Consider the following 24,114-nt stretch of genomic DNA (forward strand, 5'->3'; position numbering starts at 1 on the left):
GATGTGAGATGGAATGCTACCGGTCGGGCCCGAACGTCACAGTCGGCGCAAAGGCTGATCCGCCGAAACTGCCTGCCCGGCATGTCATCAAACGGCGAGGGCGGAGGCGTTCTCCTGCCGTGACGTTCGAAGAGTTCGTTTCCGCCCGCCTGCCGGCCCTGGTGCGTTACGCCACGGTGGTCACCTGGGATCCGCATCTGGCCGAGGACATCATCCAGAACGTGCTGGTACGAGCGCAGGCGCGCTGGCCACGGATCAGCCGGATGGACGCGCCGGAGCCCTACGTGAAGCGGATGGTCGTCAACGAGTTCCTGTCGTGGCGGCGGCGCCGGGCGGCGCAGTCGATCCCGCTCACCACCGCGTCGCTGGACGGGATCCTGCCGTCCGCGCCGGACCAGACGGCGCGGCACGACGAGCGGGACGCGATGATGCGGCTGATCGCCGGACTGCCGCCGCGTCAGCGGGCGGTGATCGCGTTGCGCTTCTACGAGGACCTGCCGGTGGAGGAGATCGCGGAAGTCCTCGGCTGTCGAACGGTCACTGTCCGAACCCATCTGATGCGTGCGCTGGCAGCGCTGCAGAACGCGCTGCCGGCCACGCTCGTCACCTCCGGGGAGCAGCCGTGACCAGGAACCTCGAAGACCTCATCCGGGCGGCACAGGACCGCCGGGCGGAACAGGCGGTGAGCGCCGACCGGATTCGGGCCGCGCTGCCCGTACAGCTGAGACATGCTCAAAGCCGGCGGCGTCTCGGCGTGCTCGGCGCAACCGTCGCCGCGGCTGCCGTGGCCGCGGCCGTCTCCGTGCCCGTGCTGGCGCTGCGTGACGATCCGGTGGTGACCGCGCAGCCCGGCGCCGTCGTGTCCCCGCCGGCCTCCGCCGCGATCGAACCCGCCACCGCGGCCACCGGCGTTCCGCTCGGTTACCGGCCCGGGTGGGTGCCGGCCGGCTTCGCCGAGAGCGTCCGGCAGACGATGCGGGCCGAACCGGGCGACGCGTTCGGGCCGACGCTGGTGCGGGTCTGGAAGACGTCTGTCGGGCCTGGCGACCCGTGGGGCAGCGGCAGCGGCGGCGAGCTGACTCTTTATGTGCGCACCGAGACGGACAAGCCGGAGCAGGCGATGGACACCAGCGGGCGGGCGGTCGACGTCAACGGGGTCCGGGGCTATTACTCGGCCGCCAAGGGTGAGCGGAAGACAACACTCAACTGGTCGCCCGGGGAGCACACCGTGCTGACGCTCGCCACGAACGGGGTGGCCCTCGCCGAACGCGACCTGCTGCGGATGGCCCGCTCGGTGCGGCCCGACCAGCGGACCACGTCCGTTCCGGTACGCGTCACCTGGCTCCCGTCGGGCTGGTCGGTCACCTCGACCATCGTGAGCGGTCCGTCGGCGCAGTCCTGGCGCGGTGAGGTGATGGCGGCGAAGGACGCGCCGGGCGTCAAGGTGGAGGGCGCCGGGGGTGACCTGTCCGTGGTGGTGGGCACGGTCACCGACGCACCGGACGGCGGCGCGACGCTGACCGTTTCCGGCCGGCCGGCGCGGCAACCGGTGCGCACCGACGCACCGGGGGCGACGCTGAAGTACCTCGTCGTGGACCTGGGGGCGGGCCGCCTGATGACACTGGTCGGATTCGGCCTCACGCAGGACGAGTTGACGCGGGTCGCGGAACAGGTCGAGATCGAGCCGGCCGGCCTGGAGTGGCTCAACCGCTAGGCAGCACGGCACGGTCGGGCCGGCGGCGCAGGCCGCCGGCCCCGGCATATAGTCGCGCGGTGAGTTCAGAGCCGGTTCGGGAGGCGTACTCGTCGGCCTCCGATCTCTACATCAGCCTGTTCGCCTCCGGGGCGCACAGCCATCCGGACGACCTCGCCCTGTTCGAGCGGCATCTGATCGGCCGCCCCGGACCGGTGCTCGACCTCGGCTGCGGGCCCGGCCACCTCACCGCCCACCTGAGCTCTCTCGGCGCCCACGCGATCGGCGTCGACATGGTGCCGGAGTTCATCGCGCACGCCCGGGCGGCCCATCCGGGCGTCGACTTCGAACTCGGGTCGATGCGGGACCTCGGCGGTCGTACCGCCGCAGGGATCCTGTCCTGGTATTCGTTGATCCATTTTCCGCCGGCGGAGGTCGACGAGGTGCTCGCGGAGTGGCGCCGGATCCTCGTGCCGGGCGGGCGGCTGGTGGTCGGCTTCATCGACGGCGACCGGGTGGAGGCGTTCGACCACAAGGTGGTGACGGCCTATCGCTGGCCGGTGCCGGCCCTGTCGGAGCGGCTCGCGCTCGCCGGCTTCACCGAGAGGGAACGCCTCCAGCGACCCGGCGAACGCCCCGGCCGCGCGGCGGCCGCCATCGCCGCGGTCGCGGTCTGATACCTGGCGGCACAGCGGCGGGCCGGCGGCAATCAGCCGCCGGCCCGCCGTCACCCGGGGACGTGATCAGGCAGGCAGCCCGCCGACCTGGGTGTTGACCCAGGCGCGGATCGCCGGCAGGTCGCCGTAGATGGACGGCCCGGTCGCGCACGTCGAGTTGTTGTTGCCGGCGCGGCTGGTCACGCCGATCAGCGCCCAGCGGCCGCTCACCTGGCGGACCTGCGGGCCGCCCGAGTCGCCGTAGCATGCGCCGCTGTTGCCGTTGGTGTTGTTGGTGCAGATCTCGTACGCCGCGTTGATGCCGGAGCAGCGGTTGTCGGCGACGATCGAGGTGTTCAGCTCGTTGGCGATGCGCGGCGCGGAACCACAACCGCGGATCGGGCACGTCTGGCCCCAGCCGATGATGCGGGTGGCCGTGCCGACGGCGCCGGACGAGGTGGGGATCGGCGCCGGGGCGTGGGTGACCGACGACGCGAGCTCGAGCAGCTTCACGTCGATCGTCGGGTGGTTGACGCCCCGGCGGACCGCGACGACGGTGCCGCCGCTGGACCGGTCGATGCTGCCGACCCGCACCGAGGAGGGCGTCGGGCAGTGCTTCGCGGTGACGGCCCAGTTCGCCTTGATGAGCGAGCCGGTACAGCCGGAGACGTAGACCATGAACGAGTAGTTCTGGCTGGCCGGCTGACCGCCGACGACCAGGATGCCGGGATCGGGATCGGGCGGTGCCGCCATGGCCGCGGCCGGCGCGAACATGCCGGCGACCACGACGGCGGCAGCCAGGAGGATCCGGGGGATGCGCATGTGAGCGTCCCTTTCTGCCTTGCGGGGGAACGGGCGGTTGCCCGGACCGACGGTAGCCAGAAAGTGACGCTCATCGATACATCCCAAGCGGTGCCTCTGCCCGGGGTGATGGTGCGCGGGCCCCGCTGGTCAGCCCCAGATCTCCTGCGCGGTCCCGACGATCAGGCGCAGTTTCGCGACCTCCTCGTCGTAACTGAGCACATTGCCCTCGACCGTGGACGAGAACCCGCACTGCGGCGACAGGCAGAGCTGCTCCAGCGGGACGTACTTCGCGGCCTCGTCGACGCGCCGCTTCAAGGCGTCCTTCGACTCCAGCGCCCCGCTCTTCGTGGTGACCAGGCCGAGAACGACCATCTTCCCGGGCGGCACGAACCGCAGCGGCGCGAACCCGCCGGAACGCTCGTCGTCGTACTCCAGGAAGAATCCGTCCACGGCCAGCTCGCTGAAGAGCGCCTCGGCGACGAAGTCGTAACCGCCCTCCGCGGCCCACGACGACCGGAAATTGCCCCGGCACATGTGGGTGGTCACGAACAGGCCGTCCGGCCGGCCGCTGATCGCCGCGTTGATCTGCCGGATGTACCGCAGGTGCTGGTGCTCGGCGTCGTCACCGCGATCCTGGAGAAGACGGCGCTGAGCGGGATCGTTCAGATAGGCGAGGCTGGTGTCGTCCAGCTGCAGATAGCGGCACCCCAGGCCGGCGACCCGGCGGACCTGCTCCGCGTACGCCGCGCTCAGGTCGGCCCAGAACTGCTCCTCCTCCGGATAGACCGCCGGATCGATCGCCGCCCGGCCGCCCCGGTAATGCACCATGCTCGGCGACGGAATGGTCAGCTTGGCGGTGACCCCCTCCCCCACCTCGCCGGCCAGAAAACTGAAATCATCCCCGAATATCGTCTCGGTCAGCCGCACCGGCGCGTCGATCGCGAGCGCCGCGGACTCGAAGTCCAGCTCCCCACCGGCATTACGGAAATGCACCTGGATCTTCTCGTCGGTCGGGTGCACCCCACCGAGGCGGTAGATGAAATCCATGTGCCACGAGGTGCGCCGGAACTCACCGTCGGTCGCCGACCGCAGCCCGACGTCCCGCTGCATCCGGACGACGTCCCGGATCGCATCGTCCTCGACGGCCCGCAACTCCTCGGCGCGGATCTCGCCGGCCGCCTTCTTCGCACGGGCCTCCAGCAGGGACGGCGGCCGCAGCAGACTGCCGACGTGGTCGGCACGGAACGGAGGGTTGTCACGAAGCGTCATTGCCGGGTGCCCCCTTGCGAACGGAATCGACTGCGGCGATTATCTCCCACCTTTCCGGCAAAGACCCCTTTCGCTTCCTTCAGACACCTTTTTTGTACGGCGATGCCAAGTCCCGTGGCATCCCCGCGATCGATTGCCGGGTCCGGCCGGCGACGCGGCCGCCGGGCGGTGCGTCGTGGTCGTCCACCGCGGTCCCGTGCCCCCGTTTGCCGGGGCTTGCGAAGATCGACCAGTGACTCCCAGCTCCACCCGATCCACCCGGCGCCCCGCCCGGCTGCTCGGTGCCGCCGTGACCCTGTCCCTGCTGGCCGCGGCCGCCGCGTTCCTTCTCCCCCGGACGCTCGAGCCGGGACCGCGTCCCGGCTTTCAGCTGCCGGTCGCGTGCGGCGAGACCTGGATCCTCGGCACCTATCCCGGGCATGACGACTTCGACATCGACTTCTTCCCGGCGAGGGGAACCGCCTGGGGGCGGCCGGTCCTGGCCTCCTTCGGCGGGACGGTTGTCGAGGCGGGGCTCAACGGCACCCTCGGCTCCCGGACGCCGGACAACCCGAAGGGCGCGCACGGCAGCGGCGCCGGATACTGGGTGAAGATCGACCACGGCGGGCGCTGGGAGACGCAGTACCTGCACCTGCTGGAGCCGCCGCTGGTGAAGCCCGGTGAGCGCGTGGAGACGGGCCGGCAACTGGGCAAGGTGGGCAGCACCGGCAAGTCGGGCGCCCCGCACCTGCATTACGAGCAGCGCGCCGCCCGCCAGAAGGTCGAGGCCCACTTCGACGGGGAGCCCGCCGGGATCACGTCCGACGACCGCGAGTACTCGGTTCGCCGCACCAGCAACAACTGCGCCCCCGGGTAACCCCGGCCGGCTGGTTGCCGCACCGGCTGGGTGGGCGGGCCGGTGCGGCAACGCGGCGAGTGCGGCCGGTGCGGGCGGTGGTGGCGGCGGGGCGGCGCGGCGGCGGGGTGGCTACAGGGTGAAGAGGGCGGCTATCAGCAGCATGACGGGGACGCACGTGACGGTGGACAGGAAGATGGCGTCGCGCACGAGGATCTGGCTGGTTCGGAACTGCTGGGCGTACAGGAAGATGTTCTGCGCTGTCGGCAGGGCGGCCAGGACCGTCACGGCATAGGTGGTGTCGCGGGAAAGGCCGGCAGCGAACGCCAGCGCGAACGCGACCAGGGGCATGACGGCGACCTTGAGCAGTACGGCGGTGACCGCCGGCGCGCGGTCGGGGCCGGGCTCCAGCAGCCAGCGGCCGGACAGGGACATGCCGAACGCGAGCAGGACCATCGGGATCGCGGCCTGCCCCAGGGTGGTGATCGGGTCCAGGACGACGGCGGGCAGGCGCAGTCCGGTCAGCGCGACCACCGCCCCCAGCAGGACGGAGAGGATGAGCGGGTTGCGGGCCGGGCGGCTGAGCACGGAGCGCCAGGTCGCGCGGCCGGTGGTGGCGACCTCCAGCAGGAGCAGGGCCAGCGGCGTGATGATCAGCAACTGGAGCATCACGATGGGTACGACCAGGGTGGCGTCGCCGAGAACGTACGTGGCGACCGGCAGGCCGATGTAGTTGGCGTTGGTGTAGCCGCCGGCGAGCGAGCCGAGGATGCGGGTGGCGCCGTCCCGTCCGCGGAACATCAGCGCGAAGACGGTGAAGCACAGGACGGCGGCGACCGTGGAGACCAGCAGCGGGCGGGTGAACAGCAGCGCCAGGTCGGCGCCGGCGACCCCGGTGAAGAGCAGGCACGGGGTGAGGACCAGGTAGACGAGCCGGCCGACGAGGGCGGCGGTCTGCTCGGGCAGCCCGGCCCAGCGGCGCAGGCCCCACCCGACCGCCACGATGGCGCCGATCAGCACGAAGCCGCTCAAGGCGGAGATCATGCGGCGCCCGATACGGAGATCATGCGACGCCGATCAGCGCGGAGATCATACGAGTGACCGTAGTGCGGGACGCGCAGTGTGGCGCCACCCACACCCGCCGGGGTGACTTAGGCCGCCCTTACTCGTACGGAATAGGGTGCGACCTGCGGAAAAGCGGCCGTGTCCCGGCCGCAGATGCCCGGTGTGACGGATATCGCCGCATTGATCTCAACCTGGGTTGAGGTTTTACAGTTCGGTGCGGGCCGCCGCAGTTAGGGCAGCCTTACTCGACCGCCGCGAGCAAAGGGAAGCACAACCATGGATCGCCCCCTGCGGGTCGCCGTCATCGGCGCCGGTCCGGCCGGCATCTACGCCGCCGACCACCTCATCAAGGCCGACCCCACGGCTACCGTCGACATCCTCGACAAGCTTCCCACCCCGTACGGCCTGATCCGGTACGGCGTCGCCCCGGACCACCCGCGGATCAAGGAGATCATCAACGCCCTGCACCGGGTGATGGACAACCCGCGGATCCGGTTCCTCGGCAACGTGGCGTACGGCATCGACGTGAAGCCGGAGGAGCTGGCCCGTTTCTACGACGCCACGATCATCGCGACCGGCGCCGAGAAGGACCGCGCGCTCGAGATCCCGGGTATCGACCTGCAGGGCAGCTTCGGCGCCGCGGACTTCGCCTCCTGGTACAACGGGCACCCGGACGTGCCGCGCGAGTGGCCCCTGGAAGCGAAGGAGGTCGCGGTCATCGGCGCCGGCAACGTGGCGATCGACGTCGCCCGGATCCTCGCCAAGACCGCCGACGAGCTGCTCGAGACCGAGATCCCGGACAACGTGTACCAGGGCCTGAAGGCGAGCCCGGTCACCGACGTGCACCTGTTCTCGCGCCGCGGCCCGGGCCAGGTCAAGTTCACCCCGCAGGAGCTGCGCGAACTGGACCACTCGCCGAACGTCGAGGTGATCGTCCACCCGGAGGGCATCGAGTTCGACGAGGGCAGCCTCGAGGCGATGCGCAAGACCCGGCACATCAAGATGTGCGTGGACATCCTGCAGAACTGGGCCGTCCGCGACCCGCGGGACCGCCCGCGCCGCCTGCACCTGTACTTCCTGCAGGCGCCGGTCGAGGTGCTCGGCGAGAACGGCCGGGTGGTCGGCCTGCGCACCGAGACCCAGGAGCTGACCGGCGACGGCTGGGTCCGCGGCACCGGCGAGTTCACCGACTGGCCGGTGCAGGCGGTGTACCGCGCGGTCGGGTACCTCAGCACCGCGCTGCCCGACCTGCCGTTCGACACCAGCACCGGCACCATCCCGCACGCTGCCGGCCGGGTCCTGGACCTGGACGGCGAGCACATCCCCGGGCTGTACGTGGCCGGCTGGATCAAGCGCGGGCCGGTCGGCCTGATCGGGCACACCAAGGGCTGCTCCGGCGAGACCGTGTCCAGCCTGATCGAGGACCAGGACCGGCTCGCCGCGGCGACCAGCCCGGACGCCGACGAGGTCGTGCAGTACCTCAAGGGCCGCGGTCTGCCGCTGACCACCTGGGCGGGCTGGCAGCAGCTGGACGCGCACGAGATCGCGCTCGGGGAGCCGCACGGCCGCAAGCGGGTCAAGGTCGTACCGCGTGAGGAGATGACCGCGATCAGCCACCGCTGACCGCTCGCACCACCGCTCCGGGCGGCTCCGGGATCTCCGGGGCCGCCCGAAGTCATCCGCCGTGGATGAGGCCCGGCGGCTCGGCCGCGGGTGCACTGGTCACATGTTCGACGACAATGGATCCTTCTTGCTCGCCATGCTGGAGTTCTTCGTCTTCATGGCCTGGCTGATGTGTGTGTTCTGGGTCTTCGGCGACATCTTCCGCAGCAAGGACCTCGGTGGATTCGCCAAGACGATGTGGGTGCTGTTCATCATGATCCTGCCGTTCATCGGCATGGCCGTCTATCTGATCGCCCGGGGCAACGGGATGTCCCAGCGGACCCTGGAGGCGTCCACCGAGGCGCGCCAACGGCAGGACGCGTACATCCGCTCGGTGGCCGGTTCGGACGGCTCCACCGGTGGCGGCGGCCCGGCTGAGGAGATCGCGTCGGCCAAGCGGCTGCTGGACTCGGGAGTCGTCGACGCCGGGGAGTTCGAACGGTTGAAGGCCGCGGCCCTGGCCAAGACGGGGACGCCGGCGGCCGCCTGACGCGGCCCGCGGCCTCAGGCGGATCGTGCCGCCGGGGCCTCGGCCGTCAGCTTCTCCGGGCGCGGCTTGCCGATCAGCTCGTCGAGGCGGTCCTTCAGAAGGTTGCCGAGGCTCTCCCGGTATTGCCGGGCGAAGGCGCTCAGGTCGGCGATCTCGTCGAGGGCGGCGGCACGCTTGCCGGCGATGCCGGCGATCCGCTCGGCGTGCTGGTGGCGGGCGTCGGCGATCTGGGTGGAGGCGCGCAGCTCGGCGTCGCTGGTCAGCTGGCCGGCCTTGGTGGTGGCCTGGCGCAGCACCGCCTCGGCCTCCTGCCGGGCCTCGGCGAGGTGGTCGTCGGCGGTGCGCCGGGCCAGCTCGAGGACGCCGGCGAAGCCCGGGGCGCCGGGACCGTGCTGCTGCTGGGCGCGGGCCCGCTCGAGCTCGGCCTGGAGGGCGCGGGCGTCCCGCTCGGCGCGGGCACAGCGCTCCCGCAGGCGCAGGAGGCGTTCGTTGAGCTCGGCCAGCTCGTCGCCGGCCGGGCTCGCCGCGGTGAGCCGGCGCATCTCCGCGTTCTCGGCGGCGAGCTTGCGCATCTCCGCGGCCACTGTGTCCAGGAAGGCGTCGACCTCGCCCTCGTCGTAACCGCGCACGCCGGCCGGCGGCGGAGGGAATTCGACGCTGTCGACATCGCCCGGAGTGAGTGGCATGGGCTTCGCTTACCTCCCGAACCGCCTCGGAGATCATCTAGACGTCGCTGTCACGAAGTAGACGCGCTCCGAATCCCAAAGTCAACACCACGTATCTTGCAACATCGCTGCGTGTGACGCCTCTCGGGCGGGATTTCGATCCGCGCCGACGGCCGGCGCCGGACACCGGCTGCGCCATCACTTCCGATGCGGGTACGGCCTCGGAAGTCGTGCCCAGGGGTCCGGCATTCACGCCGGTCTGCTCGCCCGCTGACCTCAGTCCAGGACCGCGGTCGCCTCGACCTCGACCAACAGGTCGGGCTCGCCCAGGCCGGCCACCCCGAGCAGGGTGATCGGCTTGACCGGGTCGACGCCCAGCTTCGCCGCCGCCCGGGCCACGCCCTCGCCGAGGAGGGGGAACTTGTCCGGCGTCCAGTCGACGACGTAGACGGTCAGTTTGGCCACGTCGTCGAAGCTGCCGCCGGCCGCGGCCAGCGCGGTGCCGATGTTGAGGTAGGCCTGCTCCACCTGGGCGGCCAGGTCGCCGGCGCCGACCGGATTGCCGTCGGCGTCACGGGCCACCTGCCCGGCCAGGAACACCAGCCGCGAGCCGGTGGCGACCGACATCTGCCGGTAGACCTCCGGCTTCGGCAGGCCGTCCGGGTTGAAGAGTCGCACTGCCATGATCTGCTCCCTTGGTCGAGCCTTAACATAGCACTGCCATGTATTGTGGCGCCATGGTGAGGACGAAGGATCCGGCGGTCCGCACGCTGCTGATCGAGCGGGCCGCCCAGATGCTGCGCACCCGCGAGCCGGTGACCCTGCGCTCGGTCGTCGCGGGCACCGGCGTGTCGACGATGGCCGTCTACACGTATTTCGGCGGGATGGACGGCCTGTGGCGGGCGATGCGGCAGGAGGGTTTCACCCGGCTGGCGGCCCGCCTGCGCCACGTGCCGCTCACCGCGGACCCGGTGCGCGACCTGGCCGCGCTCGGCTCGGCGTACCTGGCGCACGCACTGGCCGAACCGGACCTGTACCGCGTCATGTTCGACGCCGGCTTCGACCTGGAGGACCCGGCGGCCGCCGACGAGACGCTGCACAGCCTGGTCGCGGCCGTCGAGCGGGGGAAGCAGGCCGGGCGGTTCCGGTCCGATGTGGAGGCACTGGGGCTGGCGGTGCAGGCCTGGGCGGTCGGGCACGGCCTGGTCTCCCTGGTGGCGAGCGGGCCGCTGCCGGCCGCCGCGCTGGGTTACGGCGAGCCGATGCTCGTCGCGCTGTTCACCGGCAACGGCGACGACCCGGGCGAGTGCCGCCGGTCGGTCGCGGCGGGCTGGGCCGTCACAACAGCCTGAGACGAAGCGGCCGGCCGGGCCGCCACAGCAGCCTGAGGTGACGCGGCCGGCCGGGCCGTCACAACAGCCTGAGGTGGTCGGCCACCGGCCCGAACGTCAGCAGCCCGCTCGCCGCCCCGGCCCACTCCCCGGCCGCCGGCGTCAGGGCCGCGCGGGCCCGGGCCATCGCCGCACGGTCCCCCGCCTCGGCCGCGGCCCGCGCCAGCAGCGTCCACATCGCCTCGGCCAGCAGATCGGCCGGCGGCGGGGGCACCCGCGCCAACGGGACCGAGCCCGGCGACAGCACCGGGCGGACCCATGGCTCGTACGGCCCCCAGCCGCCCCCGTCGACCAGCGGCAGGCCGCGGCGCATCCGGGATCCGAGTAGCGCCAGCGGTAGCAGGCCGTCGCTCAGGCCGGGCATGCCGGCCTGTTCCGTGCGCGCCGCCGCGGCCCGGTAGAGGTCGTCCACCGGCTCGGGCGACGCCACGTCCGCGCGCAACGCCCTGTACCACTGCGTGAAGACGCCGGCCAGCGGCAGCTCGTGCCGCAGCGCCAGCTCGTCGACCGCGGCGGCGTGCCGGTCGGCCGGCACCCAGCCGGCCACCGCGGCTTCGGCCTGCATCCCGATCAGATGGCCCAGCACCGCCACCGTCGGCAGACCGTGCCGCGCGCCGAGACCGGCCAGTTCGGCGCCGATCGCACCGCGGGCAGCGGACTGCCCGGTGCGGTGACAGCTCTGCATGAACACGCCGTTGAGGGCGAACGCCAGCAGCCCCGGATCGTCCAGCGACCGGGCCAGCGCCTCCGCATCCCGGGCGCACTCCAGCACCCGGGGGTCGTGCACACCGCGGGACTCCACCGCGATCGTGGCGAGCAGCCGGGCGCGCGCGGCCGGCGGCGGTGCCGCGGCCAGCGCCCGCAAGGCGGCCGCCACGATGCCGGCCGCCTGCGCGGGATCGTCCGACCGGGTCCAGATGGCCGGCACGTCGTAGGCGCCGATCACGCGTGCGGTCAGCTCCGGGTCGCCGAGCTGCTCGGCGGCGGCGACCGCGGCCGCCCGCTGCTCGCGAGCCACCTCCAGGCCGCCCGGCCCGGTCACCGCCAGATTGCGCAGCAGCCCGACCGCGGACTCCAGCTTCGCCCGCGTACCACCCTGAAGTCTGTCGTAGGCGCTCGCCGCCCGCACCCAGATCTCCGCCGCCGGGTCGAGATCCGCCTCCTGGCGCAGGATGCTGGTCTCCAGCGCCCGCAGCGCCGGCCCCGGCTCCAGGCCGAGCTGCCCGGCCAGCAACTCCCGGGCCCGCCGCAGCACCGCGAGCGCGTCGCCCTGCCGCCCGGAGCGGTACAGCGCCAGCGCCAGGAGCCGCCAGCCCTCCTCCCGCCACGGATGCTCGGTGACGTGCTCGTCCAGGTCGGGAACGGCGTCGGCCGGGCGGCCCAGATCGAGACGGGCCTTCGCCCGCCGCTCGACCGCCTGCAACCTGAGCTCGGTGAGCCGGGCGCGGTCGGCGCCGGTCCAGCGCATGTCCGGCAGATCGGCGTACGCGTGACCGCGCCACCATCCGAGTGCCTCGTCGAGCAGCGCGAGGGCCGACGCCGGGTCCAGCGTCCCGGCGCCGGTGACGGCCTGTTCGAAACGCCAGGCGTCCACATCTTCGGGCTCGGCCAGCAGCGCGTACCCGGTGCCCCGGGTGACCAGCAGCGTGGGTGGTGTCCGGGGCCGCCGGCCGGGTTCGAGCGCGCGTCGCAACGCCGCCACGAACGTCCGGATCGCGGCCACCGCACCGGCCGGCGGCGCCACCCACAGGTCGTCGATCAGGTCCTGCAGCGGCACCGCCCGGCGGCGCGCGATCAGCAACCGGGCCAGCACCGCCCGGTGCATCGGCCCTTTCAGCGGGATCGCCGAGCCGTCCGCGCGGGACGCGGTCACCGGCCCCAGCACGCCGAACCGGACCCTGTGCACCGTCACCGCGCCACGCTACAGCGCTGCTCATCGGCTGCTCATTCGATCCCGGCACAGTCGCGTCATGACATTCGAACACCTCATGGTCCCGGTCGCCGACGGCGTGGAACTGCACACCGCGGTGACCGGCTCGGGCAGCCCGATCGTGCTGCTGCACGGCTTCCCGCAGACCAACCTGATGTGGCGGCACGTCGCCGCCGGCCTGGCCGCCGACCACACGGTCATCTGCCCGGACCTGCGCGGGTACGGCGCCAGCAGCAAACCGGCCGAGGACGGCCCGCAGACGTACGCGAAACGGACCATGGCCGCGGACGTGGTGGCGCTGGCCCGCGCGCTGGGCCACGACCGGTTCGCGCTGGCCGGCCACGACCGCGGCGCGCTGGTGGCGATCCGGGCCGGCCTCGACCACCCCGGCCACGTCACCCACCTGGCGTCGCTCGACGTGCTGCCGACCCTGGACATGTGGGACGTCCTGCACGGGCGCAGTGCCGCGGTCGGCTTCCACCTGTACCTGATGGCGCAGCCGCCGGGCCTGCCGGAACGGATGATCGCCGCGAGCGCCGACGAGTTCTTCGGCTACTTCCTGGACCTGTGGACCAACGACCCGGCGGCCATCCCGGCCGACGTGCGGGCCGCCTATCTCGCGGCCTGCCGCGGCGCGGTCCCGTCGATCGTCGCCGACTACCGGGCGTCGGCCGGCATCGACGTCGAGCACGACCACGCCGACCGCGCCGCCGGGCGTACCCTGACCATGCCGGTGACCGTGCTCCAGCAGGACTGGGGTTCGATGCTCGGCTTCGACGCCGCCGGGTTGTGGCGCGCGTGGGCGCCGGACCTGCGCCACGTCCCGGTGCAGTGCGGCCACTTCATGGCCGAGGAGGCTCCCGAGCTGGTGGCGCGGGAGATCCGGGAGCTGCTCCGGCGCTGAGGAAAAGAGGGGGCCATGAGCACCGAGTTCTCCGTCGAGGTGGACGACGGGTCGCTCACCGCCCTCGACTTCGGCGGCGCCGGCCACCCCGTCCTGCTCGTGCACGGCACCGGCCAGAACGCCGCCGCCTGGACCGGCGTCGCCGAGCGTCTCGTGCCGGACCACCGGGTGGTCGCGCTCGACCTGCGCGGGCACGGGCACAGCACCGCGGAGTCGCGGGACGGCGAGCAGCACTGGCGTGACCTGGCCGTGGTCGTCGCGTCGCTGGGCTGGGACCGCCCGCTGCTGGCCGGCCACTCCACCGGCGGGTACGCGGTCACCGCGGTCACCGCCGCCGGCCTGGTCGAGCCGGCCGGCATCTGTGTCGTCGACGGCCTGGTCCTCGACGACCGGGCGACCGCGACCCGCACCCTGGAGGAGACCCGCAGCCCGAAAGTGGCCGGCGAGCTGCGCCACGCCTTCGGGTACGGCCTGCGCCTCGGCCCCGCACAGCGGGACGCCTGGGTCGACGAGCAGGTCGACCGCTCCCCCACCGACTGGCTGAACGCCGGCGCCGACCCGGAACTGGTCCGGGCGGTGGCGGCGCGCAGCGTCCACGACGGGGTTCGCCGCCCCACCCTCGACGAGGTGACGGCGACGACGCGGGTCCGGCCGGACGCGCCCGTGCACCCCAGCGCCGGCGTCTACGACCTGGTCACCTGCCCGATCACGTTCGTGCTGCCGGACCAGGGCTTGCAGGCGCGGCGCCGGCACGAGGTGGCGAACCTGGCGGCGGCGCGGGAGCGGCGGGCCCTGGTGCACCTCACCGGCGGCCCCAACGTCGTGATGACGCATCCCGCCGCGGTGGCCGCGGTGATCCGGGATTGCCGGTGAGCCTCAAGACCGGCTCTCCGGTGGCGATAGTGCGGACGTGGGTCGGCCGCCAACGTCACGCGCCACGCCCCGCCCTGCCCTCGTCACGGCCGTCTTCACGCTGGTCGCCGCCGTGTTCGCGGTGGGCCACCTGACCGGTGACGCGACGGCACGGCTGACCCTGCTGTTCGTCTCCGGCGTGGTCGCCGCGATCGCGGTCGCGGTCGGTGTCCGCGTCAACCGGGTGGCCGACCGGCGCCCCTGGCGGCTGGTCATCGCCGCGCTCACCCTGCTCAGCTTCACCAACGGGTGCTGGGTGCTGCCGGCGGTGGCCGACACCGGCTGGTCCCGGCCGCCGGACCTGCTGGTCGCGCCCCCACAGATCGGCGGGTACGCGCTGCTGCTCGCCGCGAGCCTGATGATCGTGCTGCGGCACGCGCCGAAAGACGGTAGCGGCACCATCGAGGCCGCCGTCTGGGGCATCGCGGTGGCCGCCCCGGTGTGGGAGTTCCTGTTCCGGCCCCGGCTGCTCGCCGAGCAGAACGCGGTGCCGCAGCAGCTGATCGTGCTCACCCAGATCCTGGTGCTGTTCGGCATCTGCGGCGCGCTGCTGCGGGTGGCCCGCACCTGCGGTCCCGGGCGGCCCTGCCTGGCGTTCCTGTTCGCGGCGCTGGGCTGCACGGTGGCCGGCATCGCGACGGTCACCATGCTGTCGTCGGCCGCCGAGCACCAGGCCACCGTACCGGCGCTGTGCTTCGCTCTCGGCTATCTGTGCCTGGGCGCCGCCGGCGTGCATCCGAGCGTGATCGCGCTGATGGAGCCGAGCAACCCGGCGCCGGCCCGGGCGCCGCGCCTGCAACTGGAGATGTTCGGCGCTGCCGTGCTGGTCGTCCCGGTCGTCGGCGCCCTCGGGCAGCTGCGCGGCGCGCCGCCGGACGGGCTGCTGCTGACCCTCGCCCCGATGCTCACCATCCCGCTGGTGATGGTCCGGATCGGCCGGCTCAACGCGCAGCGCGCCCGCGACCAGCTGACGCTGGCGCACCAGGCGGCCCACGACGAGCTGACCGGTCTGATCAACCGCCGGGAACTGTTCACCGTGATGCAGCGGGCGATCGGCCGGCACGCCGCGGGGCACGGCGCCGGGCTGGCGCTGATCTACTGCGACCTCAACGACTTCAAACCGGTCAACGACCTCTACGGGCACGAGGCCGGCGACGAGGTCCTGCGTGCCACGGCGGCCCGGATCACCGCGGCGGCCCGCGCCGGCGACGTGGTGGCCCGGATCGGCGGTGACGAGTTCCTGATCTTCTGCCCGGACATCGCGCGCTCCGCGGCGTACGACCTCGGTGATCGCATCGCCGAAGCCGTCGCCGCACCGCTGGCCTGGCGTGGGCACACGCTGCGGGTGACCGCGGCGGTGGGCGCCGCGCTGTGGCCGGAACGCCGCGAGGTCGCGCCGGACGTGCTGCTGGCCGCCGCCGACGCCCGGATGTACGAGAACAAGCGCGCCCGCCGCCGGGCGGCGTGAACCGGCTGCGCTAACGCGGCGCGGGAAACGCCCGATAGGACAGACGTGCCGGAGCAGATCTACCTTCTCGGCAACCTGGTGATCATGGTGGCCTACGCAGCCATCGTGGCGGCCATCGCGGTGCCCGTGTCCCGGGCCGGCCAGCTGCGCACCAACAGGCTGGCCGTCGCCACCGCGATGATCTTCTTCAGCTGCGCGGTCGGGCACGGGCTGCACGCGATGTCGGGCATGCTGAACGGCCACCACCCGACCCGGGACTGGATCTGGGCGATGGCGATCTGGGACGCCGTCACCGCGGCGATCGGCGTCTTCTACTGGACCCTGCGGCGCGGCTATGCGGTGCTGCTGGGCCGGGGCGCGATCTATGTCGACCCGTGGGGCCAGAACCGCATCGACGAGGCGAAGGCGTTCCTGTCCAACGTCGCCGAGCACATCGACGACGCGATCATCGGCGCCACCCCGGAGGGTGTGGTCACGGCCTGGAACCGGGGTGCCGAGCGGCTGTTCGGGCACACCGCGGACGAAATGCTGGGCCGGCCCGCCTCGGTGCTCGCCGACCCGGACGGCGCGGAGCATCAGCAGTCCGTGCTGGCCCGCATCCATGCCGGCGAACCGGGCCTGCACTACGTGGCCCGCCGCGTCCGCAAGGACGGCGCCGCGGTCGACGTCGCCTTCGACGTCGCCCCGATCCACGACAGCGCCGGCGTCCTGACCGGGGTCGCGGTGGTCGGCCGCAACGTCACCGCCGCCATGGAGACCGCCGAGCAGCAGCGCGCCCTGGCCGAGCGCAGCCATCAGGCGCAGCGGATGGAGAGCCTCGGCCGGCTGGCCGGCGGGGTGGCGCACGACTTCAACAACATCCTGGCGATCATCACCAACTACACCGAGTTCGCCGTCGAGGAGTGCGCCGACAAGCCGCAGGTCCGGGCGGACCTGACGCAGGTGCGCACCGCGGCCGAGCGGGCCACCAACCTCACCCGGCAACTGCTCACCTTCACCCGCGGCGACGCCGTCCAGCCGCGGGTGATGGATCTCAACCCGGCGGTGGCCGAGGTGCAGGCGATGCTCGCGCGCACCATCGGCGAGGACATCTCGCTGGTCACGGTGCCCGCGCCGGGCCCGGTGGCCGTCGTCGCCGACCCCGGGCAGGTGCAGCAGGTGCTGCTCAACCTGGCGATCAACGCGCGCGACGCGATGCCGGACGGCGGCACGCTGGTGCTGGAGGTGAACACCGCGACGCTGGCCGGCGACGAGCTGGACATCCAGCCGGCGCTGCCCGCCGGGACCTACGCCCGGCTGCTGGTCAGCGACACCGGGGAGGGCATCCCGCCGGACGTGGCCGCGCGGATCTTCGAGCCGTTCTTCACCACGAAGCCGCGCGGCAAGGGGACCGGCCTGGGCCTGGCGACCGTCTACGGCATCGTCATCGAGGCGGGCGGCAGCATCAACCTGTACTCGGAACCGGGAATCGGCACGACGTTCCGGATCTATCTGCCGCTGGCGGAGAGCAGCGCCGGCGTCGCCGCCGAACAGACACGGCCGCAACCCCGCGACGGCGGCGGCCGGACCGTCCTGGTGGTCGAGGACGAGCCCGCGCTGTCCCGCGTCGTCGCCCGGATCCTCCGCAACGGCGGCTACCACGTGGTCACCGCCGAGAACGGCCCGGCGGCCCTGGACGCCGACGAGCAACACCCGTGCGACGTCCTGCTGACCGACGTGATCATGCCGGAGATGTCCGGCCCCCGGCTGGTCGAGCTGATCCGGGCGCGCCGGCCCGGCCTGCCCGTCCTCTACATGTCCGGGTACAGCAACGGCCTGCTCGGCACCACCCACGTCCTGGACGACGACATCGCCTTCATCGAGAAGCCGTTCGCCGCCCGCGACCTGCTGCACCGGATCGAGGACGTGCTGGTCACCCCAGCTGTCAGGCCTTCTGGGCCCGGAGCGCGAGCACGATCGGGGTAGGCGCGCCGCCCTCCAGGAAGTCGTCCAACGTCAGGCCCGCCGCCAGGAACTGGCGCAGCAGCTCGGGCAGCGGCCAGTGCCGGGCGCCGACCTTGTCCCGGACACCCCGGTCGGTCCAGGAGTCGGTGGTCCAGTGCCCGTCGAGATAGCCCGGCCGGACGACGACCGCGCGCGGGTCGGCGCGGTCCGCGAACCCACCGCAGAAACACGGGTGCACACCGATGTGGACGAGCACCCCGCCGGGCCGCAGCACCCGGGCCGCCTCCCGCAGCACCGCCGGATAATCCGGCATGTCGGTGTGCGCCATGACGGACAGGACGGCGTCCACAGCGCCGCCGGCCACCGGCAGCCGGGTCGCGTCGGCCTGTGCCGCGGGCAGGCGGCCCCGGGCGTGCCGGAGCATGCCCGCCGACAGGTCGACGCCGAGCGGGGTCCAGCCCAGCTCGCGCACCTGGGCCGCGTAGGCGCCGGTCCCGCAGCCGATCTCCAGGCACCGCCCGGGGCCCCGGCCCAGCAGGGTGGACAGCGCGTGGCGGATCCCGAGCGGGTCGCCCTCGGCCTGCGCGGGCAGGAACTCGTGCTCGTACCAGTCGGCGATCTCGTCGTACGCGGCCGTTGGCGTCATGGCACCACGGTAGCGACACCGGCAGTTCCGGAACCCCCGCCCATGGCGAGTGGCCGATGCCCGTGGTTACTGTGACCGGGCCGGACAGCGAGGGGCGGGGGGCCCGTGGAAACAGCAGTTCGTCGTGGGCGGATCGCCACCTCGCTGGCGTTCCTGCTCTTCGGCACGGCACTCGGGGCCTGGACGTCGCGGATCCCGGCGGTCAAGGAGAACCTCGGGCTCAGCGACGGCCGGCTGACGTTCGCGCTGCTGGCCTTCGCCGCCGGATGCATCCTCGGGATGCTGCTGCTCGGGCGGCTGAGCGACCGGTTCGGCAGCTCCCGGGTGCTGGTTCCGGCGGCGATCCTGGAGGGACTGCTGCTGGTCCTCCCCGGCTACAGCCCCGGCCTGGTGACGCTGTCGATCGCGCTGTTCGCGTTCGGGGCGAGCCACGGGACGCTGAACATCGCGATGAACGCCAACGCCATCGAGGTGCAGCGGGCATGGGGCCGGCCGATCATGTCGTCGTTCCACGCGATCTACAGCATCGGCGGCTTCGCCGGGGCGATGGCGGGCAGCCTGTTCGCCCACCGGGAGGTCGACGCCGGCCCGACGTTCCTGGCGGTCGGCGTCGTGGTGCTGGCCCTGGCCCTGTGGGCGGCCGCGTGGGTGCTGCCGAGCGCGCCGGTCCCGGACGACGTGCCGAGCGAGCCGGGCGCGGCACCGGCCGGCCGCTCCGGGCTCCTGGTCTTCTTCGGGATCCTGGTGCTGTGCACGCTGGTCGGTGAGGGCGCGGCGGCCGACTGGAGCGCGGTCTACCTGCGCGACAACCTGGGCACGAGCGACGGTTTCGCCGCGTACGGGTACGCCGCCTTCGCCGTCATGATGACCGTGGGCCGGATCTTCGGCGACCGCCTGGTGATCGCCCTCGGCCCGGTCCGCCTGGTCCGGCTCAGCGGCGCGCTGGCGGCCGCCGGGCTCGGCGCCGCCCTTGTCCTGGACCACCCGGTGGCCGGTGTCGCCGGCTTCGGCCTGCTCGGCGCGGGCCTGTCCGGCATCGCCCCGCAGGTGTTCTCCGCAGCCGGCAACCAGGACCCGCGCCGCTCCGGCCGGGCGCTGTCACTGGTGGTGAGCATCGGTTACCTCGGCTTCCTGCTCGGCCCGATCCTGATCGGCGCCGCCGCGACCGTGGTCGGCCTGCCGGCGGCCCTCTGGATCCCGGTGGTCCTGGCCGTCTTCGTGGCCGCCGCCGCCCCGGCGATGCGAACGCCCGCCCCGGCTCAGCAAGCCGCGGCCAGCCACCACTGACCGGCGCGCCTGGCCGGCGGTCAGCCGACCCGCAGGCAGTCGGCCGCCTTGGTGGCCTTCCGATCGGTACGCGTGAACTTTCCCCCGCCGTACTCGTACGTGTAGGTCAGCTTCAGGTCCGGACAGGCCGGCACGCCGCTCTTGCTGAGCCCGTGCGCCGTGACGACCACCCGCTTCCCGGTCACCTTGATCGAGGTGTACCACGGGACGTCCACCGGCCCCACGTCTTCCAGCAGGATGCCGACGCGGCGCGGCTCCTCCCCACCCGCGGCCCCGTCGAAGACCTCCACAGTGCTCGGGTTGTAGGACGTGCTGGCCTCACACGTCCGCACCACGAGGACGTCGTCCGCGCCGTCGCCGGTGACGTCCGCCCGGAGCATCTTCTGCACCTCGACCCGCTGCCCCTCGTGCGGGCACCCGCGCAGGGCCGAGTTCCAGTTCCCGCCGTCCCCAGCGTCGCTGGTCCGCGTCGGCACCGGTTTCTCCGGCGGCGCCGGCTCCCGCGCCGGCTCCTCGGTAGGCTCGCCCTGAGCGGTCCCCGACGGCACCGCGACCGCCGAGGCAGCCGGCGACCCCGCTACTGGCGCGGGCGTCTTGGTGCAGCCGGCGCTGAACGCGACGGCGGACAGAACGACGATCGCCGGAAGTACGGCCTTCTTGAGCACAGTGCATCCCCGATGTCGGCGATTGACGGCCGCCATGACCGGGCCGTCCCGTCGATGACTGTAGGAGCTCCCGGTGATCGTCCCCTCACCGTTTCGTGCCATCACCGATGAGCCGGCCCGGCCGGCCGAGTCCACCGAAGCACGACACCTACCAGAAGGGACGAACTCATGAACGGATCGACCGCGGAACACGCTCGGCGCGCCATCACCGAACACACCCGGCGCCTGGCGGACTCGGCCGCCGCTGCCGGGCCCGGCGCCGCCGTGCCGACGACTCCGGGCTGGACCATCACCGACCTGGTCGCGCATGTGGGCCAGACCCAGCACTGGGTCGCCGACATCGTCGAACAGCGCGTCACCGACCCCGCGCGGCTGCCCACGGAGATGGCTGTGCTCCCCACCCACCCCGGCGCATGGCAGGCTTGGCTGGCGGACGCCGCGCACCGGGTCACGAGTGCGTGCTCGGACGACGCCCTGGACGCGGCAGTGTTCAACCCCGCGGGCGACGACCGGCCCGGGGCCCGGGTCTGGCTGTCCATCGCCCTCAACGAGACGGTCGTCCACGGCGCCGACGCGGCCGGCGCAGCGAACCGGCCGGCCGCCATCGACGCCGGCATCGCGGCCGCGCTGATCAGCAACCACCTCACCATGCTCACCTCGCCCACCTGGGAGATGCAGCGCCCGGAGTCGGCGCACGCTCTCCGCGGCACCGGGCAGACCCTCCAGTGGCTGGCCACCGACACCGCAGACGCCTGGCTCGTCGAGCGGCGGCCGGACGGGGCGACGTGGTGGCCCGGAACCGGTCAGGCCGACGTGACGGTGACCGGCCCGGCGCAATCCCTGCTGTTGACTCTGACCCGGCGCATTCCCCTCACCGGCCGCGAGGCCACCAGCGTGCACGTCGACGGCGACACCGGCCTGGTGCGGCACTGGCTCGACAACACCGCCCACGTCAGCGACTGACCAGCACCGGCGCGGGTGGTTCCCCGCGGGCCACATCGCTGCCGGGTGGTGCCGAGCCGACTCGGCCCGCGGAAGTGCGGGGCTGCCGCGTTGTTCCTTCACCGCTAAAGTCGCCGCCATGATCATCTCGCCGTGGCCGGATCCGGTGCTGCAGCACGCCACTGAAAGTCTGGGGTACGGCCACCCTGAAGCCGCCTATGCGTATCTCGATGCGGCAGTGCCCGACCCGGATTGCCGTGAGTTCGCCGCCGACGTGCTCGGCAAGGCCGGCAAGTGGCACAACCCGCTGTTGGCGGCGAACGCGTACGCGGCGCCCGAGGACGCTTCCCGATGGCTGCTGGCGGGCGCGGCCCTGTGTCACGCCGCCTGGTCGACCCGCGGCAGCCTGCGGATGCAATACACGCCGGACGAGCAGGTACAGGGCATGATGCGGCTGTCCCGGGAGGGGCGTACCGTGCTGCACCGGGCTGCCGAGCTGGCACCTGGCGATCCGGTGCCCTGGACCCTCCTGCAGAGCATCGCCAAAGCCGCTCCGATCAGCCCCACCGAAGTCGCGGAGGTGTGGGACCGTCTGGCGGCGCTGGCCCCGGACTCGTACGCCGGCAATTATCAGCGTCTGACTGTCCTGTGCCGCAAGTGGTACGGCACGACCGACGAGATGCTTCGATTCACCGCGCAGCAGAGCAGCCGCCGGCCGGACGGGCATCCACTGTGGTCACTGGTCCCCCTGGCCTGGATCGAGGTCTACTGCGACGGCTTCATGTTCGGCAATATCATGAAGCGCGCCTACCGCATCGTCAGCAAGTCCGCCCTCAAGTCCCGGACCGCGCGAGCCCAGGTGGACGAGGCGTCCGGGCGCTTCCTGGCGACCGACGACTACGCCGGTCACCCGTGGTTCCCGACCGCGCACCAGGCGTTCGGGGCGTACTACGTGAACGCGGGGCAGACCGGCCTGGCCAGACCGCACCTGGAACGCGGCGGAACTCAGGCGGCGGCCTGGGCGTGGCGGATCTTCACCATCGACGACGGCGAGCAGAAGGAACTGGTGAGGGCACGACAGGCAGTCGGACTCTGAGGCGGGGGCGAGCCGGCGCGGCGGCGCCGCTGTCGAAAGTCTCGTTGTGCGACGAAACTGTGCAGGTCCGGGGCAGTTGATGTGCGCAAGCGCGGCCCAAGGCGAAATCATCCCTACCGTCGGACGGCATGCGCGGAGTCGACGTCCTGGTGGTGGGTGCGGGCCTGGCCGGTCTGCACACCGCCCGCATGCTGGCCGAGCGGGGCCTGACCGTCCTGGTGATGGAGCGGCGGCGGAGCTTGGCCACGGGCATCCGCACCACCGGAATCTTCGTCCGCCGCACCCTCGACGACTTCGGCCTGCCGGGGCACCTGCTCGGCCCCGGCGTGCGCGACGTGCTGCTCTATCCGCCGTCCCGGCGGGACCCGATCCATCTGGTCAGCGACCGGGTGGAGTACCGGGTGGCCGACATGGCGGGCGTCTACGAACACGCGCGCGCGGCTGCGGTGACCGCCGGGGCCCGGGTGCTCCTGGGCGTACGATATGCGGGTTATCGGCAAGGTCTGGCGCGATGTGCCGGTGGCGAACCGGTGGCCGCGCGGTTCGTGATCGGTGCCGACGGCGCCCGGTCGGCGGTGGCGCGCGATCTCGGCCTGGACGTCAACCGGCGGTTTCTGGTCGGTGCGGAGCTCGTGCACGAGGTGGCGGCGGGCGCGCGGCCGGCGTTCCGCTGTGTGCTGGATCCGCGGGTGGCGCCGGGCTATCTCGGCTGGGTGATCAATGACGGACAGCATGCGCATGTCGGGGTGGCCGGAGTGCCGGCCGCGATCAGGGCGTCCTGCGTGCCTACGACGGTGGGGCGTTACGTGCCCGGTTCCGTGGCCGGTTGCTGCTGCGCAGCGCGTACGCCGGTATCGCCGGCCCCGTGCTCGCCGAGGCCGCGGTGACGCTGATGCGCGGCCGGGCCAGTCGGGCCCTGGCCGCGCGCGTCCTGTTCGGCGACAGGTCGTTTCCGGACGTCGAGCCCGCCTACTTCTGAGCGGAACCCGGCTCGGCCATCCGGCGGTGCATCTCGGCCTTGGCGCTGTCCGGCATCACCTTGGACGCCACGCCCTGCGCCTTGGTCTTCAGCGAGCCGGCGACGACCTTCTCCTTCTCCTTGCGCATCGCCTCGAAGCCCTGCTTCGCGACGTCCGCCGGGTCGTCCTTCTTGCTAGCGCCGACGCGGGTGTCGTCCATCTCGGCGCGGTGGAAGAAGTTGGTGTCGGTCGGGCCGGGCATCAGCGACGTGACGCTCACGCCGGTGTCCTTGAGCTCGGCGCGCAGGCCCTCGGCGAACGACTGCACGAACGACTTGGAGGCGTTGTAGACGGCCTGGTAGGTGCCGGGCATGGTGGAGGCGATCGAGGAGGTGAACAGCACCTGCCCGGCACCCCGGGCCACCATGCCGGGCAGCACCCGCTTGGCCAGGTGCACGGTGGAGGTGACGTTCACGTCGATGACGTTCAGCTCGTCGGCGAGGTCGGTGTCGCGGGTGAAGTCACCGCCGATGCCGCGGCCGGCGTTGAGCGCGATCGCGTCGATGTCGCGCCCGGTCGCCTTGATCGCCGCGTAGACCTGCTCGACGCCCTCGTACGTGGCCAGGTCCGCGCGGACCGCCGTGATCTGGTTCTGGCCGTCACGCCGCAGGTCGGCGGCGGCCTGCTCGATGCCCTCGTCCTCGGCGGTGACCAGCACGTCGTACCCGTTCTCGGCGAACTGGCGGGCGAGCTCGTAGCCGATACCGCTGGAGGCGCCGGTGACGACGGCGAATTCATTCGTGGATGTGGGGGTCATGAGTGAGGCTTGCC

General features: G+C 72.5%; 24 protein-coding genes. 15 read left to right on the top strand and 9 right to left on the bottom strand.

Annotated features, from left to right (window positions below):
- The first annotated feature begins 119 nt into the window (after positions 1-119).
- The 3 genes from AC0NH5_RS07980 to AC0NH5_RS07990 are packed head-to-tail and all read left to right on the top strand — an operon-like array spanning position 120 to position 2,370.
- On the top strand, positions 120-626 hold the full coding sequence (locus AC0NH5_RS07980) for a SigE family RNA polymerase sigma factor (protein ID WP_474401464.1): 507 nt from the start codon (positions 120-122) through the stop codon (positions 624-626).
- Positions 623-1,714 (top strand): hypothetical protein, encoded by a 1,092-nt coding sequence (locus AC0NH5_RS07985; protein WP_474401466.1) that lies wholly within the window; start codon positions 623-625, stop codon positions 1,712-1,714. The genes AC0NH5_RS07980 and AC0NH5_RS07985 overlap by 4 nt, the downstream gene beginning before the upstream one ends.
- A 59-nt stretch (positions 1,715-1,773) precedes the next feature.
- The gene (locus AC0NH5_RS07990; protein WP_474401468.1) at positions 1,774-2,370 is read left to right on the top strand and encodes a class I SAM-dependent methyltransferase; all 597 of its coding nucleotides are present in this window, start codon (positions 1,774-1,776) and stop codon (positions 2,368-2,370) included.
- 66 nt (positions 2,371-2,436) lie between these two features.
- On the opposite strand, the gene AC0NH5_RS07995 is transcribed toward AC0NH5_RS07990, so the two are convergent.
- Both AC0NH5_RS07995 and AC0NH5_RS08000 read right to left on the bottom strand, forming a co-directional pair.
- On the bottom strand, positions 2,437-3,171 hold the full coding sequence (locus tag AC0NH5_RS07995) for a S1 family peptidase (protein ID WP_474401470.1): 735 nt from the start codon (positions 3,169-3,171) through the stop codon (positions 2,437-2,439).
- Positions 3,172-3,300: 129 nt separating this feature from the next.
- Positions 3,301-4,422 carry a 5-methyltetrahydropteroyltriglutamate--homocysteine S-methyltransferase gene (locus AC0NH5_RS08000; protein WP_474401472.1) on the bottom strand — a complete coding sequence of 374 codons (1,122 nt, stop codon included), beginning with the start codon at positions 4,420-4,422 and terminating at the stop codon, positions 3,301-3,303.
- Positions 4,423-4,654: 232 nt separating this feature from the next.
- On the opposite strand from AC0NH5_RS08000, the gene AC0NH5_RS08005 reads away from it, so the two are divergent.
- Positions 4,655-5,278 carry a M23 family metallopeptidase gene (locus AC0NH5_RS08005; protein ID WP_474401474.1) on the top strand — a complete coding sequence of 208 codons (624 nt, stop codon included), beginning with the start codon at positions 4,655-4,657 and terminating at the stop codon, positions 5,276-5,278.
- Between the two features lie 111 nt (positions 5,279-5,389).
- Here the strand turns inward: AC0NH5_RS08005 and AC0NH5_RS08010 are convergent, their stop codons facing one another.
- Complete coding sequence (locus AC0NH5_RS08010; RefSeq protein ID WP_474401476.1) at positions 5,390-6,301, bottom strand: AEC family transporter; 912 nt, start codon at positions 6,299-6,301, stop codon at positions 5,390-5,392.
- A 297-nt stretch (positions 6,302-6,598) separates the two neighbouring features.
- Between AC0NH5_RS08010 and AC0NH5_RS08015 the strand changes: the two genes are divergently transcribed.
- Both AC0NH5_RS08015 and AC0NH5_RS08020 read left to right on the top strand, forming a co-directional pair.
- A complete protein-coding gene (locus tag AC0NH5_RS08015) occupies positions 6,599-7,945 on the top strand; it encodes an FAD-dependent oxidoreductase (protein WP_474401478.1) in 1,347 nt (448 codons plus the stop codon).
- Between the two features lie 103 nt (positions 7,946-8,048).
- A complete protein-coding gene (locus tag AC0NH5_RS08020; RefSeq protein ID WP_474401479.1) occupies positions 8,049-8,474 on the top strand; it encodes a PLD nuclease N-terminal domain-containing protein in 426 nt (141 codons plus the stop codon).
- 14 nt (positions 8,475-8,488) lie between these two features.
- Here AC0NH5_RS08020 and AC0NH5_RS08025 read toward each other — a convergent pair whose 3' ends face one another.
- Together AC0NH5_RS08025 and AC0NH5_RS08030 are read right to left on the bottom strand one after the other, a co-directional pair.
- Positions 8,489-9,160, bottom strand: a complete 672-nt coding sequence (locus AC0NH5_RS08025) for a DivIVA domain-containing protein (RefSeq protein WP_474401481.1) — start codon at positions 9,158-9,160, stop codon at positions 8,489-8,491.
- A gap of 255 nt (positions 9,161-9,415) precedes the next feature.
- A complete protein-coding gene (locus tag AC0NH5_RS08030) occupies positions 9,416-9,823 on the bottom strand; it encodes a RidA family protein (protein WP_474401483.1) in 408 nt (135 codons plus the stop codon).
- A gap of 53 nt (positions 9,824-9,876) precedes the next feature.
- Here AC0NH5_RS08030 and AC0NH5_RS08035 point away from each other — a divergent pair, with 53 nt between their 5' ends.
- Entirely contained in the window at positions 9,877-10,491 is a 615-nt protein-coding gene (locus AC0NH5_RS08035) for a TetR/AcrR family transcriptional regulator (protein WP_474401485.1), read from the top strand.
- A gap of 58 nt (positions 10,492-10,549) precedes the next feature.
- Here the strand turns inward: AC0NH5_RS08035 and AC0NH5_RS08040 are convergent, their stop codons facing one another.
- On the bottom strand, positions 10,550-12,442 hold the full coding sequence (locus AC0NH5_RS08040) for an AfsR/SARP family transcriptional regulator (protein WP_474401487.1): 1,893 nt from the start codon (positions 12,440-12,442) through the stop codon (positions 10,550-10,552).
- Between the two features lie 58 nt (positions 12,443-12,500).
- Between AC0NH5_RS08040 and AC0NH5_RS08045 the strand changes: the two genes are divergently transcribed.
- Genes AC0NH5_RS08045 through AC0NH5_RS08060 form a run of 4 tightly spaced genes read left to right on the top strand, consistent with a single transcriptional unit; the run spans position 12,501 to position 17,709 of the window.
- A complete protein-coding gene (locus AC0NH5_RS08045) occupies positions 12,501-13,364 on the top strand; it encodes an alpha/beta fold hydrolase (RefSeq protein WP_474401489.1) in 864 nt (287 codons plus the stop codon).
- 15 nt (positions 13,365-13,379) lie between these two features.
- Positions 13,380-14,237, top strand: a complete 858-nt coding sequence (locus AC0NH5_RS08050) for an alpha/beta hydrolase (protein WP_474401491.1) — start codon at positions 13,380-13,382, stop codon at positions 14,235-14,237.
- Positions 14,238-14,274: 37 nt separating this feature from the next.
- Positions 14,275-15,744 (top strand): GGDEF domain-containing protein, encoded by a 1,470-nt coding sequence (locus AC0NH5_RS08055; RefSeq protein WP_474401492.1) that lies wholly within the window; start codon positions 14,275-14,277, stop codon positions 15,742-15,744.
- Positions 15,745-15,789: 45 nt separating this feature from the next.
- Entirely contained in the window at positions 15,790-17,709 is a 1,920-nt protein-coding gene (locus tag AC0NH5_RS08060) for an ATP-binding protein (protein ID WP_474401494.1), read from the top strand.
- Here AC0NH5_RS08060 and AC0NH5_RS08065 read toward each other — a convergent pair.
- On the bottom strand, positions 17,669-18,334 hold the full coding sequence (locus AC0NH5_RS08065) for a class I SAM-dependent methyltransferase (protein ID WP_474401496.1): 666 nt from the start codon (positions 18,332-18,334) through the stop codon (positions 17,669-17,671). The genes AC0NH5_RS08060 and AC0NH5_RS08065 overlap by 41 nt on opposite strands.
- A 105-nt stretch (positions 18,335-18,439) precedes the next feature.
- Here AC0NH5_RS08065 and AC0NH5_RS08070 point away from each other — a divergent pair, with 105 nt between their 5' ends.
- Positions 18,440-19,621 (top strand): MFS transporter, encoded by a 1,182-nt coding sequence (locus tag AC0NH5_RS08070; protein ID WP_474401498.1) that lies wholly within the window; start codon positions 18,440-18,442, stop codon positions 19,619-19,621.
- A gap of 20 nt (positions 19,622-19,641) precedes the next feature.
- On the opposite strand, the gene AC0NH5_RS08075 is transcribed toward AC0NH5_RS08070, so the two are convergent.
- A complete protein-coding gene (locus AC0NH5_RS08075; RefSeq protein WP_474401500.1) occupies positions 19,642-20,286 on the bottom strand; it encodes a hypothetical protein in 645 nt (214 codons plus the stop codon).
- Positions 20,287-20,454: 168 nt separating this feature from the next.
- Here AC0NH5_RS08075 and AC0NH5_RS08080 point away from each other — a divergent pair, with 168 nt between their 5' ends.
- The 3 genes from AC0NH5_RS08080 (at position 20,455) to AC0NH5_RS08090 (ending at position 23,211) form a co-directional block, all read left to right on the top strand.
- Positions 20,455-21,249 (top strand): maleylpyruvate isomerase family mycothiol-dependent enzyme, encoded by a 795-nt coding sequence (locus AC0NH5_RS08080; RefSeq protein ID WP_474401502.1) that lies wholly within the window; start codon positions 20,455-20,457, stop codon positions 21,247-21,249.
- A 118-nt stretch (positions 21,250-21,367) separates the two neighbouring features.
- Positions 21,368-22,324 carry a hypothetical protein gene (locus AC0NH5_RS08085; RefSeq protein WP_474401504.1) on the top strand — a complete coding sequence of 319 codons (957 nt, stop codon included), beginning with the start codon at positions 21,368-21,370 and terminating at the stop codon, positions 22,322-22,324.
- Between the two features lie 128 nt (positions 22,325-22,452).
- Positions 22,453-23,211 (top strand): FAD-dependent oxidoreductase, encoded by a 759-nt coding sequence (locus tag AC0NH5_RS08090; protein ID WP_474401506.1) that lies wholly within the window; start codon positions 22,453-22,455, stop codon positions 23,209-23,211.
- 82 nt (positions 23,212-23,293) lie between these two features.
- Here AC0NH5_RS08090 and AC0NH5_RS08095 read toward each other — a convergent pair whose 3' ends face one another.
- Complete coding sequence (locus AC0NH5_RS08095) at positions 23,294-24,100, bottom strand: SDR family NAD(P)-dependent oxidoreductase (protein ID WP_474401508.1); 807 nt, start codon at positions 24,098-24,100, stop codon at positions 23,294-23,296.
- Positions 24,101-24,114 lie beyond the last annotated feature (14 nt).

This window comes from Actinoplanes sp. 13 (assembly GCF_056134165.1).